Origin of the sequence: Sinosporangium siamense (genome assembly GCF_016863435.1) — a bacterium.
Taxonomy (GTDB): Bacteria; Actinomycetota; Actinomycetes; order Streptosporangiales; family Streptosporangiaceae; genus Sinosporangium; species Sinosporangium siamense.
In genome coordinates, this window is record NZ_BOOW01000056.1 from 69,269 (window position 1) to 80,716 (window position 11,448).

At 69.3% G+C, this 11,448-nt stretch carries 11 protein-coding genes; 1 reads left to right on the forward strand and 10 read right to left on the reverse strand.

The features are described 5' to 3' along the window. Nucleotides 1–48 precede the first annotated feature (48 nt). The 9 genes from mrdA to Ssi02_RS36625 all read right to left on the reverse strand — a co-directional run bounded on the left by mrdA (nt 49) and on the right by Ssi02_RS36625 (nt 9,548). Complete coding sequence (gene mrdA, locus Ssi02_RS36590) at nt 49–2,169, reverse strand: penicillin-binding protein 2 (protein WP_204032786.1); 2,121 nt, start codon at nt 2,167–2,169, stop codon at nt 49–51. Beyond that, a complete protein-coding gene (mreD, locus tag Ssi02_RS36595) occupies nt 2,166–2,678 on the reverse strand; it encodes a rod shape-determining protein MreD (RefSeq protein WP_239130339.1) in 513 nt (170 codons plus the stop codon). The genes mrdA and mreD overlap by 4 nt, the downstream gene beginning before the upstream one ends. A 34-nt stretch (nt 2,679–2,712) precedes the next feature. After that, complete coding sequence (gene mreC / locus Ssi02_RS36600; protein WP_204032789.1) at nt 2,713–3,591, reverse strand: rod shape-determining protein MreC; 879 nt, start codon at nt 3,589–3,591, stop codon at nt 2,713–2,715. Continuing rightward, complete coding sequence (locus tag Ssi02_RS36605) at nt 3,591–4,622, reverse strand: rod shape-determining protein (protein ID WP_204032791.1); 1,032 nt, start codon at nt 4,620–4,622, stop codon at nt 3,591–3,593. The genes mreC and Ssi02_RS36605 overlap by 1 nt, the downstream gene beginning before the upstream one ends. A gap of 284 nt (nt 4,623–4,906) precedes the next feature. Next, nucleotides 4,907–5,317, reverse strand: a complete 411-nt coding sequence (gene ndk, locus Ssi02_RS36610) for a nucleoside-diphosphate kinase (RefSeq protein WP_239130342.1) — start codon at nt 5,315–5,317, stop codon at nt 4,907–4,909. Nucleotides 5,318–5,652: 335 nt separating this feature from the next. Further along, nucleotides 5,653–7,737 carry a hypothetical protein gene (locus Ssi02_RS36615; RefSeq protein ID WP_204032796.1) on the reverse strand — a complete coding sequence of 695 codons (2,085 nt, stop codon included), beginning with the start codon at nt 7,735–7,737 and terminating at the stop codon, nt 5,653–5,655. 11 nt (nt 7,738–7,748) lie between these two features. Then, on the reverse strand, nt 7,749–8,090 hold the full coding sequence (locus tag Ssi02_RS36620) for a DUF4233 domain-containing protein (protein WP_204032798.1): 342 nt from the start codon (nt 8,088–8,090) through the stop codon (nt 7,749–7,751). Next, nucleotides 8,090–8,221 carry a hypothetical protein gene (locus Ssi02_RS39540; protein ID WP_275410798.1) on the reverse strand — a complete coding sequence of 44 codons (132 nt, stop codon included), beginning with the start codon at nt 8,219–8,221 and terminating at the stop codon, nt 8,090–8,092. Before Ssi02_RS39540 ends, Ssi02_RS36620 begins: the two co-directional genes overlap by 1 nt. After that, nucleotides 8,211–9,548: a bifunctional folylpolyglutamate synthase/dihydrofolate synthase gene (locus Ssi02_RS36625; protein ID WP_204032801.1), complete on the reverse strand. Its 1,338-nt coding sequence runs from the start codon at nt 9,546–9,548 to the stop codon at nt 8,211–8,213. The genes Ssi02_RS39540 and Ssi02_RS36625 overlap by 11 nt, the downstream gene beginning before the upstream one ends. A gap of 209 nt (nt 9,549–9,757) precedes the next feature. Here Ssi02_RS36625 and Ssi02_RS36630 point away from each other — a divergent pair, with 209 nt between their 5' ends. After that, nucleotides 9,758–11,005, forward strand: a complete 1,248-nt coding sequence (locus Ssi02_RS36630; protein ID WP_307825867.1) for a folylpolyglutamate synthase/dihydrofolate synthase family protein — start codon at nt 9,758–9,760, stop codon at nt 11,003–11,005. Here Ssi02_RS36630 and Ssi02_RS39545 read toward each other — a convergent pair. Next, nucleotides 10,895–11,401: a winged helix-turn-helix transcriptional regulator gene (locus Ssi02_RS39545; protein WP_275410799.1), complete on the reverse strand. Its 507-nt coding sequence runs from the start codon at nt 11,399–11,401 to the stop codon at nt 10,895–10,897. The two genes, Ssi02_RS36630 and Ssi02_RS39545, sit on opposite strands and share 111 nt — an antisense overlap. Nucleotides 11,402–11,448 lie beyond the last annotated feature (47 nt).

Below are 11,448 nucleotides of genomic sequence, written 5' to 3' on the forward strand. Positions count from 1 at the left end.
CCGAAGGCGGGACCTCACACCGGGCCACCCGCCCACGGGCGGGGCCCCTCACCGAGTCACCCTGCCGTCCGGCCCGACCAGGGGCAGGACCTCGGCCGGGCGGCCCGCGGGCAGCGCCGCCTCGGCGCTCTCGGACCGCCGGTCCTCGTGATCGCCCGCGACCTTGCTCGCCCGAGGATCGGGGGTGGCCTCTTTCCGGCTGATGCCGTAGATGCCCTCGTAGATCTCCCGCACCGCGGGTGCCGCCGTCTGACCGCCCATACCGCCCTGGGACACCATGACCACCACCACGAACCGCGGTGACTCGGTCGGGGCGAAGGAGGCGAACCACGACGTGTCCTGCTTGCCGTAAACCTCGGCGGTGCCGGTCTTGCCGCCGATCCGCACCTTGTCCATCGGGAAGCCGGCGAACGCCCCAGCCGCGGTGCCGTCGGACGGCACCTCGCTCAGTGCCTTGCGGATGTAGGTGCGCTGCTCCGCCGTGATGGGCAGTTTGCCGATCACCGGGGGCACGATCTCCCTGACCTTGGTGCCGTCGGGGCGGATCAGAGCCCACGCGACGCGGGGGCTGCGGAGGTTGCCGTCACCGGCCAGCGCCGCATATGCCGAGGCGAGCTGGAGGGGGGTCACCAGCACGTCGCCCTGGCCGATGGAGAAGTTCGCCGCGTCGCCCGGCCTGAGCTGGAATCCCTCCAGGCAGTTCTCGTACGCGAGCCGTTTCAGGAAGGCACCGCGGCCCGCGTCCTTCTTCGCCACCTCTGGATAGCCGGTTTTGGCCCGCTTGCAGTTTTCGTCCTTGGTGGCGGCCCAGATGCGCTGCTTCCAGAGGCGATCGGGGATGCGGCCCGCCGACTCACCGGGCAGGTCGATGCCGCTCGGACGGCCGAAGCCGAACATCCTGGCCGTGGTCGCCATGGGCTCCTTGGTGCGCCCCTTCGGGTGCAGGCCGCCATCGCGCAGCCACTGCTCGTAGGCGGCGCGGTAGAAGATCGTGTCGCACGACTTGACGAGCGCCAAGTGCAGGGTCAGCGTGCCGAGGCCGATGCCCCGGAAGTTGTTGAAGGGCCGGTCGCCCACCATGAACGACCCCGGGCAGGAGTATTGCCCTTTGAGCGGATAACCGTCCCGCAGCATCGCCGCGACCGACGACACCTTGAACGTCGACCCCGGCGCGAACTCCCCCTTGATGGCGCGGGAAACCAACGGCTTGCCGGACTTCTCCGACAACAACGCCTGATATTCATGCTCGGAGATGCCACCCGTCCAGATCGACGGGTTGTAACTCGGCGCGCTCGCCAGCGCGATCACCCGCCCCGTGCGCGCGTCGAGCACCACCCCCGCCGCGCCGTCGGCCTTCGGCGCGCTCTTCATGGCGCCGGCCAGGGCCTTTTCCACCACTGCCTGGACCCTCGCGTCGATGCTGGTGATCAGCGTGTGCCCGCTCACCGGGGCGACCTGCTGCTCCACCCCGATGACCTTGCCGAGCCGGTCGACCTGCACCCGCCGCACCCCCGGGGTGCCGCGCAGCTCCTCGTCGTATACGAACTCCAGGCCGTCGCGCCCCACGAGGTCCACCCCGGAGAACGTGGACTTCAGCCCATGCCGTTTGTCCAGCTCCTCCTTGGTGACCGGCTGGAGATAGCCGAGCACCTGGGACGCCTCGTGTTTGCCCGGATATTCGCGAACCGCCTGGATCTCAGCGGTGACGCCGGGAAACTCCTCCTGGCGTTCCAGGATCTGCAGCGCCTGCCTGGTCGTGACCGTCGCGTCGATGGGGATCGCCTGGTATGGCGAGCCTGGCCAGCACGGCCTGGTCACCTTCGGCCCGCAGGCGCGCAGACGCTGCTTGAGCTCCTTGACCGGCTGCCCGAGCACCGCCGACAACTTCGCCAGCACCTGCGCACCGCCCCCCGGCGTGCGGACCAGCGCGGTCGGCGCGACCGACACCACCAGCGCCGTGCGGTTGCGCACCAGCGGACGGCCCGCCGAGTCGAGGATCTGCCCGCGCACCGCCGGCACCATCACATCGCGCGTGCGCGTCTCGGTGGCCGCGTGCACGAACTCCGCGCCGCGCACCACCTGCACCTGCCACAACCTGACCGCCAGCACCGCCAGCATGCCGATCACCAGCACCTGCAACACCAGGAGCCTGCCCCAGGCCGGCTTCATGTCCGCCCCCGCACCGGCACGGCCGCGACACGCACCTCACGCACCGGCCTCTCCCCCAGCATGCGGCGCACACACCAGACCACCACGGGCGCGGCGAGCAGCGTGAACACGATCGTCAGCGGCAGCGCCGTCTGCAGCGCCGCCCAGGTGGCCCGCTCGTCACCGATCAGCGCCGCCACCCCCGCGGCGATCAGCGGCCCGGCGACCACACACGCCACGGCGACGGCCACGCCCAGCCGTGGTGACCGTTCACTCAAACGCCCCGCCATGAACCCCACCAGGCAGTAGACCAACGCATATTGCCCCGCCGGATGGATCACCGGCGGCGTCAGATCGGCCGCGAGCCCCGAGCAGAACCCGATCAACGCCCCTCTCCCGGCCCCCCGCACCATCGCCGCGGTGATAACCACCAGAAGCACCAGGTCGGGCGCCGCCCCGCCCGGCAAGGGCAACACGTTGACGACGGTGAGCTGCATCAGCATCGCCGCCGCCAGCGCCAACACGACCACGGGTGACCCCCTCTCCCCACGATCGGCACAGCTGTCATCCTTTGCGCTCGCGCTCGGCGGGCACCGCCTCACGCACGTCGCGCTGAGGTGCCCCCACAACCACACCGACCACATCCAGGGAGGTGAGGTCGGCATAAGGGCGGGCATATCCGGTGCGAGTGAGCTCGCCCGGCGTCGACTCCACCCGTTCGATCACCCCGATCGGCACCCCCGGGATGTACGGTGCCCCGCGCTGTGAGCCGAAGCTCACGACACGCTGGCCCGGCGCCAGCGTCGCCGTCGCGTCGAGCAGCTTGAACTTGACCAGCCGCCCGTGCTCACCCACCCCGTTGACCACACCGACCTCGTTGCCCTCCTCCAGCCGCGCCCCCGCAGCCGAGGCCGGATCGCTCAGCAGCACCACCGTCGAGGTGCCCGTCCCCGCCCGCAGGACACGTCCGACGAGCCCGTCGTCGTTGAGGACGGTCATCTCGGAGCGGACGCCGTCCCTGGTGCCCACGTCGATCTCCACCGCGTCCTCGAAACCGGGCAGCCCACGCCGGGCGACCACCTGGGCCGGCACGACCTTGTAACCCTTGGCCCTCGTCACCCCGAGCATTCGCCGCAACTCCGCCGACCGGGACTGATCAAGCCTGTTGCCCGACAACTCCGCCCGCAGCCGGGCGTTCTCCGCCTTGAGCCCGGCGATGCGCTCCTGCGCCGACGGAGCCGAGGTGAAGATCGAGAAGAACCGCCCCACCGGCCGCACCACGTCGGACACCGCGCTCTGCACTCCCCCGATCGCCCACGCCCCCACCTCGCGGAGCGTCGCGAACGGCGACGTGCCCCGTGCGCGGTGGTCGACCGTCACGATGACCAGGGCCATGGCGAGCAGCAGCCCGAGGAACAGCCGTGCCCGGCGCGTGTCCCGCATTAGTGCCGCGGTTCCGGCACCAGAACCTGCTGAAGCGCCTCGAACTCCTCGACGCACTTGCCCGAGCCGATCGCCACCGAGTCGAGCGCGTTGTCCACCAGGTGCACGGGCATGCCGGTCTCGTTGCGCAACCGGTCGTCCATGCCTCTCAGCAGGGCACCGCCGCCGGTCAGCGCGATGCCGCGGTCCATCAGATCGCCGGCGAGCTCGGGCGGGCACTTGTCGAGCGTGGTCTTGACGGCGTCCACGATCGCGTTGACCTGCTCCTCCGTGGCCTTGCGTATCTCATGCGCGGAGATCACGATCGTCTTCGGCAGGCCGCTCACCAGATCGCGCCCGCGGATCTCCGCGTGCGCCTCCTGGCTGAGGGGGCATGCGGACCCGATGGCCATCTTGATCTCTTCGGCGGTGCGCTCGCCGAGCATCAGCGAGTATTCCTTCTTCGCGAAGGTGATCACCGCCTTGTCGAGCTCGTCGCCGCCGATGCGGAGCGACTGGCTGGCCACCACGCCCCCCATCGAGATGATGGCCACCTCAGTGGTGCCGCCGCCGATGTCGACGACCATGTTGCCGGTCGGCTCGTGCACCGGCAGGCCCGCCCCGATGGCCGCGGCCATCGGCTCCTCCACGATGTAGACCTTGCGCGCGCCGGCCTGATAACCGGCTTCCTTGACCGCGCGCTGCTCCACACTCGTGATCCCGCTGGGAACCGCGATGATGATGCGGGGCTTGGCAAAACGATGACGTTTATGCACGCGCTGAATGAAATATCGGAGCATGCGTTCGGTGACATCGAAATCGGCGATGACGCCGTCCTTGAGCGGACGTATGGCCACGATGTTGCCAGGCGTACGACCGATCATGCGCTTGGCCTCGATGCCCACTGCCACGATCTTGCCGGTTGTCGTGTTGATCGCCACGACGGACGGCTCGTTGAGCACGATGCCGCGCCCACGCACATAGACCAACGTGTTGGCGGTACCGAGATCGACCGCCATGTCACGGCCGAGAAAAGCGAGCTTGCTGCCCATGGGGAAGGAGGCCTTCCGTAACGTCGTTAGCGAATGATTACGGATCGCATCCGAATCGTAACGTGACGTACCCACCGTCGAGCGGGCTGAGCCCTCCCTGTTGGGGAAAAACTTGTCGTCTCTGCCCTCAACTCCTGTTTGCCCGGAATGCGGAGAGCCCCGTCATTCAGTCACGACGGGGCCCAACATGCCAGACACCACACCGGGCAATCCCCATCATTTACCGCCCGCAGAGCCTCAGAAAGGTCAAACGTGCGGCCGAGGAAGCCTTACCCGGGATTGAACTAGAAGCGGTCCGGGAAGAAGATCTTGATCTCGCGGGCGGCGGACTCGGGCGAGTCGGAACCGTGCACGACGTTCTCCCCGATCTGCAGAGCATGGTCGCCGCGGATCGTGCCCGGCGTCGCCTTCACGGGGTCCGTCGCCCCGGCCAGCGTCCGGAACGCCTCGATCGCCCGGTGCCCCTCCAGCACCATGGCCACGAGCGGGCCGGAGGTGATGAAGTCGACCAGCTCCCCGAAGAACGGCTTCTCGGCGTGCTCGGCGTAGTGCGCCTTGGCCGTGTCGGCGTCCAGCGTGCGCAGCTCCATGGCCACGATCGTGAGGCCCTTGCGCTCGACCCGGGCGAGAACGTCGCCGACGAGCCCGCGCTTCACACCATCGGGCTTGACCAGGACGAGAGTGCGCTCAGACACCAGGGGTTCTCCTTTGAACAAGACTGACCCGCGGAATGCGGTAAGTGGTCGCGCGAAGTTTACCGCCCCCCGCACGGTCCCCTGGGCGATCGCACACCCCCGCTGTGCCGTACGGCGGAAGCCACACGATGACATGCACACTCCGCCATTCCGGCCGGCCCCCCGGCCGACCTCACACCCCGCACCGCCGTACGGCGGAAGCCACACGGTCACGTGGGCCCCCGCCGTATTGGCCGGGTCTCCCCTGGCGATCTCACACCCCGCGGTGCCGTACGGCGGAAGCCACTTGATGACGTGACCTGCGACGGGCGGCGCCGGAGAGGTGTGGGACGCCGTTAACCGCGCTGGTCGCCTGAGTCGCTTGATCGACCCTTACCGTGGGCCACCGGAGTGCCGTTCGGGGCCGCCCGCTCGCCTGTGGCGGCGCCGGGGGCCTCCACCTGGGGCTTTCGAGGGGATTCGGGTGAGCCGGATGTCTTTTCCCGAGTCACGTCCTCGCCCTTCCCCTGTGTCCCCGCGTCGCCCGCGGCGATCACATCCCCGGTGACGGCCTGGGGCTCGGCGGCGGAGATGCCGCCGTTCGGCTCGCCCGCGGCGCTGTCGTCCGCCCGATCGTGGTCGGAGGCGGTGGGGGCGGTCTCGTCGCCGGGAGGCCGGTCGTGGGGCAGATGCCGATGGAGCAGGCGTGGGGAGGCGGGTGTGTCCGGACCGGCGGGTGGGGTGGCCTGGCCCGCCTTCTCCTCGGATTGGCGAGGGGCCGCCGGGTCGGTCGCGCCGTCCTTGTCGGTGCCGTCCTTGTCGGTGCCGTCCTTGTCTGCGCCGTTCCTGTCTGTGCTGTTCTTATCCGCGCCGCCCTTGTCCCCCTTGTCGGTGGTGGTCGGCTGTGAGGGGACGAGGAGGGCCATGGCGAGCTCCTGCCGTACGGAAGGAGAGCGGTGGGCGGGCGGGGTGTCCTCGGGAACGGAGGCGGGGGGCGGAACGGGGGTGTCGGGGGCCTCCGCCGCAGGCCCGGCGACCGCGGGGGCGCCGGCCCGGACGGTCTCCTGGCGGGCCAGGAAGGCGCCGTAGACGATGACGGCGAGCACGAGGAAACCCGCCACGAGGGCCCACTCGTGCACGGCGCCCACCAGCGCGTCGGCCATCTCCGGACCCGGAACCACACCGCGCAGCCACACGAACTGGATGCCGACGCTGAGCATGTAGCCGATGAGCACGGCGGAGAAGCACAGCGACACGGCGGACACCGCGGACATCGGGCCCGCTCTTCGCAAGGACGCCACAACCGACAAAGCCGTGCCGACCGACAACAACCCGAAGAGGGCGATCAACGGCAGGCCGTCGGCCACCGGCACCATGAGCCTCACGGTGACCAATCCCCCCACGACCAGCAGCAACCCCGCCCACACCAGGGCGTGCGTGCGCTCCACGGCGACGCGGGCGCCGACCGCGGCCGCCACGACCGCCATCGCGGAGGCCACCGCGAAGGACAGCCACAACCCGGACAGCCCCGGTCCCCCGAGCCCGCGCAGCTCCACGTTGGTGACCTGGGCCGCCGTCGGGAGAACGACCATTCCCACGATGATCATCACCAGGGCGGCGGAACGCCCCGCATGCCCGACAACACGTTCGAACGACGCCAGCACGAGCAGCAACACCAGCGACAACCCCGCGGCCGGCAGCACGTAGGCCGACATCCAGGAGAAGGTGGTGCCGATGGCGAGAAGAGCGATCGCCGCCGACGACGCCAGGGTGGGCAACCACGGGAGCGACCAGTCGGCACGGGCATCCGCGGGGTCGCCGGTTCTGAGGCAGAGGACGAAGTAGATCGCGCCGAGAGCGAGAGCCACACCGGTGACCATCGGATAGGGCTGCAGGGTGACGCGCCACGAGGTCGCCTCGTCGATCGGCAGCAGCGCTAGGGCCTGCGCCATCATCAGGCCGACGGCCAGCGCCGCCGCCCACACCACCCGGGCCGCGGGCACCGTGCGCCAGGCCGCGGCCAAGGTCGCGGGCGCCAGCAGGCCGGCCCCGAGTCCGTGGCCCACCCGCAAGAGCCCGACGGTCGCCGCGGAGTCGGCGAAGCCTCCCGCGGCGTCGGCCACCGCGAGGAACGCGAGCCCGAGGAGCATGATCGCCGCAGGGCTCACCCGGCGCAGCAGCGCCGCGGCGAGCGGCACCGCGACCGCCATCGCGGGCAGCGCGAGCCCGTGGGCGCGATACATCGGCACGGGCTCCATGCCCGGCGGGAAAAGTGATGAGACGACGGAGACCGTGCTGGGCACGGCGACGATCGCCAAGGGCAACGCGAGCGCGATGAGCAGGAGGAGCAGCCCATCGCCGACCGAGGCGGGAAGCACGCGCGATGACCCCACTGGGGGAACCGCCACCGCGTGGGAGCGCTGGAATGGGGGGACGGCCATGTAGGCCGACTTTAGCGGGAAGTCACGCCTTCGACACGGCGAGCAACGATAATCGCGGTGATCCACAGCGCGAGGAACAGCGCACCAAGGAAGAACATACTCGAAACCAGAAATCCCGCCCCGATCGCAAGAACCTGCGCAAGGCTCCCCAGCACATAGGCGAAACGCCATCTCAGCAGGCCGGCGGTGACGATGCACAACAGCGCGAGACCGATGCCCACCGTCACGGCCAGCGCGGGGGCGACGCCGCCGACCGAGATGGCGACCGGCGTGCTCAGCCCGACGACGATCGCCTCCATGCCCAGCACACTCGCGCACAGGCGACGCATGCCCGGAGTGACCTCGAAGTTCATCACTCGCCCACCTTCACCTTCACACCGTCGTCATCTGAGCCGCGGACCCCGGCGGCGGCCTCAGCCTCGATCTCAGCGCCGATCTCAGCGCCGATCTCGGCGGCGGCCTCAAGGTCGATCTCAACGGCCATCCGCGCCGCCCGCCTTCAAAAGCACCCGGGCGTCGCCGGCGGTCACCACCGATCCCGTGATCAGCAGCCCCGCCCCGCTGAACTCCCCGGCCTCGTCGACCAGACCGATGCCGAGGTCGATCGCGTCGTCGATGCGCGCCGTCTTGTGGACGCGATCGGCGCCGAAGATACCTTCGGCGAGGGCGGCGAGCTCGTCGGCCTCCATCGATCTCGGGGAGGAGTTGCGCGTGACCACGATCTCCGCCGTCATGGGTTCGAGCAGCTCAAGCAGAGTGGTCACGTCCTTGTCCGCCATCACCGCCACGACCGCGATCAGCCGGGTGAAGTCGAAGGACTCGTGCACGGCGGCCAGCGTGGCCTCCATGCCCGCCGGGTTGTGGGCGGCGTCGACGAGCACGGTCGGCCCGCCCCGCACGACCTCGAGGCGTCCCGGCGACGTGACACCCGCGAAGGCCTGCCGCACCAGCTCCACATCCAGGGGATCGTCCCCGCCGGTCAACGCCTCGACCGCGGCCAGAGCGCAGGCGGCGTTGGCCGCCTGGTGCGCGCCGTACAGCGGAAGGTAGATCTCGTCATAGACGCCCTTGAGCCCCTTGAGATGGATCAGCTGGCCGCCGACCGCGAGCTCCGCGCCGAGCACCCCGAACTCGATGCCCTCCCGGGCCACCACGGAGCCGGCCTCGGCGGCCTTGTGCATCAGCACCTGAGCCGCGGACAACTGCTGCTGCCCCAGCACCACGGTCGCCCCGGGCTTGATGATGCCGGCCTTCTCGCCCGCGATCGTCTCGACGTCGGGGCCGAGGTATTCGGTGTGGTCCAGCGAGACCGGCGTGACCACCGCCACCAGGCCGTCGGCCACGTTGGTGGCGTCCCAGGTGCCGCCCATCCCGGTCTCGACGACCGCCACGTCGACGGGGGCGTCGGCGAAGGCCGCGAACGCCATCGCCGTCAGCACCTCGAAGAACGACAGCCGGACCCCTTTGGCGTCAACCATCTCCACGTAAGGCTGGATGTCACGGAAAACCTCGACAAACTGCTCCGCGGAGATCGGCTTGCCGTCCACGCAGATCCGCTCCCGCAGACTCGCGAACTCAGGGCTGGTGTAACGCCCCGTGCGCAGCTCACGGGCGCGCAGCAGCGCCTCGACCATGCGTGCCGTACTCGACTTGCCGTTGGTGCCCGCGATGTGAACGATCGGGTAGGCGCGTTGGGGATCGGCCAAAATATCCATGAGGAGGGCGATCCGATCGAGGGTGGGATCGATCTCCCACTCAACGCCCCGGCCCCTGATCTCTGCCTCAACGGCCGCGAGCTCGTTCACTGACATCACCAGAACAGCCTAGTGCGACCGGGGGTTGCCCCAACCGTTGTCCCACCTTGCCCGCCGAGCGGGCCACGTTATCCGGGCTTACCCCGGAGATGATCTAGCGAACGCTCCGGCGCCCAAGATCAAGAGGTCATGTGGGGTGCCGAGCCTTCGGCAGGCCGAATAACCCCAGCGCACAGGCGTTCTTGGCCCGGCGGTAACATCTGCCGGTGACATTGGACGCGGTTTTCTTCGACGAATGGCGGACGCGGGGCGACGGCGAGCGCCGCAGCCTTGAGCGGGCCCGCGCGCTGGTCAAGATCCTCGGGCTGGACGTCGACAACGCCATTCCCGTCCTGTCCATCGTCGGATCCAAGGGAAAAGGCACCACGGCCACCTATGCCTCCGCCGTACTCTCCGCCGCCGGACTCCGCGTCGTCACCGTCACCGGTCCCGCCCTGCGCGACAATCGCGAACGCATTCGAGTGAACGGCGCAGCCGTCGACGACGCCACATTCCGCGATCTCGCCCGGCAGCTCGCCGGCGCGCGGCAGCACCTTCCGAACCGCGACGACGAACCCGGTTACCTCGCCCCCTCCGGGCTGTTCACCATCGCCGGAGTGCTTCACGCGCGCCAGATCAAGGCGGACGTCCTTGTGCTGGAAGCCGGAATGGGCGGGCGCTCCGACGAGGCCGCGATCTTTCCCCCCACCGTCCTCGCCGTGGCCGAGATCTTCGGCGAACACCTCGGCATTCTCGGCGAAACCGTGCCCGACATCGCCCGTGAGAAAGTCGGCCTGGCCGATCACCACACGGAAGCCGTCGTCTCACTGCCGCAGAACCCCGGCGTGCTCTTGGCCATGCGGGAGACCTCGCCCGTCGACGTCGAGGTGCTCGACCCGGCCTCGCCGGAGCCGACCGGTCCGCTTTCCTTCCCCGCCGAACTGCTGCCCATCGGTCTGAGCGGCCAGAACGCCGTCCTCGGCCACACGGCGGCCCTCCGCCTCCTCTCCCGCCGGGGACTGCGGGTGCCGACGGCCAATTCACTCTCCGGAACGCTCCAAACCGTGATCCTTCCCGGACGGCTTTCCCTCCACCGGATCGATTCCGGCACCCACCTGCTCGTGGACTCCGCCGTCAACCAAACGGGGGCGGCCACCGCCCGATGCCACGCCGAAACCCTGTGGCCGCGCATCGACCACGTGCTCGTCTGCATGCCGGACCACAAGGACCTCGAAGGGGTCGTCGCCGCCCTCGGCGGTCTCCCCATCACTTATGTACGGCTGCCGTTCTCCAGACTCGGTTTCAGCCGCTCGGGCGACCGGCCTATCGTCGACGCCGAGCGGCTCACGCCCGGTTACATCTCCTCACTGGGCACCTATGTGCTCGCGATCGGCACCGTTTACTTCGCCGGCGTCGTGCTCGACACCGTCGACGCCCTCACCGAACGACTTTTCGTCCCGCCCAACGAGGCCTGATTCGGCGGCTTTTCCGGACGGGGTGCCGTGGGTGTCGAGATACCAGCGCCCCCACGAACCCAGCCGGGCCGCGATGTCCCGCAGGCTCTCGCCCGCCTCGGTCAGCGAATATTCCACCTTCGGCGGCACCTGGCGATACACGGTGCGTTCGACCAGCCCGTCGGTCTCCAGTTCGCGGAGTTGCCGAGTGAGCATGCGCTGTGTGACGCCCGGCAGCACACGCTTGAGCTCGCCGAAACGCAGTGTGCCGCTCTCCAGGAGCTTCTCCAGAACGGCCAGCTTCCATCGTCCGCCAAGCACCTCCATGGCGATCTCGACCCCTCGCAAGGCAACAAGAGAAGCCCCCCACAGCGCCCCGCCAATAGCCCCCAATGCCTGGCTGAAACCGCTGTACATAACCGACTACAGAACCCCGAAAACACAAAAAGGCCGCCCACCAGGCG

Coding starts and splice junctions, on each gene's coding strand:
- Ssi02_RS36625 (WP_204032801.1), bottom strand. CDS start 9,548: ATGTCAGTGAACGAGCTCGCGGCCGTTGAGGCAGAGATCAGGGGCCGG.
- Ssi02_RS36615 (WP_204032796.1), bottom strand. CDS start 7,737: ATGGCCGTCCCCCCATTCCAGCGCTCCCACGCGGTGGCGGTTCCCCCA.
- Ssi02_RS36605 (WP_204032791.1), bottom strand. CDS start 4,622: ATGGGCAGCAAGCTCGCTTTTCTCGGCCGTGACATGGCGGTCGATCTC.
- Ssi02_RS39540 (WP_275410798.1), bottom strand. CDS start 8,221: ATGGCCGTTGAGATCGACCTTGAGGCCGCCGCCGAGATCGGCGCTGAG.
- mreC (WP_204032789.1), bottom strand. CDS start 3,591: ATGCGGGACACGCGCCGGGCACGGCTGTTCCTCGGGCTGCTGCTCGCC.
- Ssi02_RS36620 (WP_204032798.1), bottom strand. CDS start 8,090: ATGAACTTCGAGGTCACTCCGGGCATGCGTCGCCTGTGCGCGAGTGTG.
- mrdA (WP_204032786.1), bottom strand. CDS start 2,169: ATGAAGCCGGCCTGGGGCAGGCTCCTGGTGTTGCAGGTGCTGGTGATC.
- Ssi02_RS39545 (WP_275410799.1), bottom strand. CDS start 11,401: ATGTACAGCGGTTTCAGCCAGGCATTGGGGGCTATTGGCGGGGCGCTG.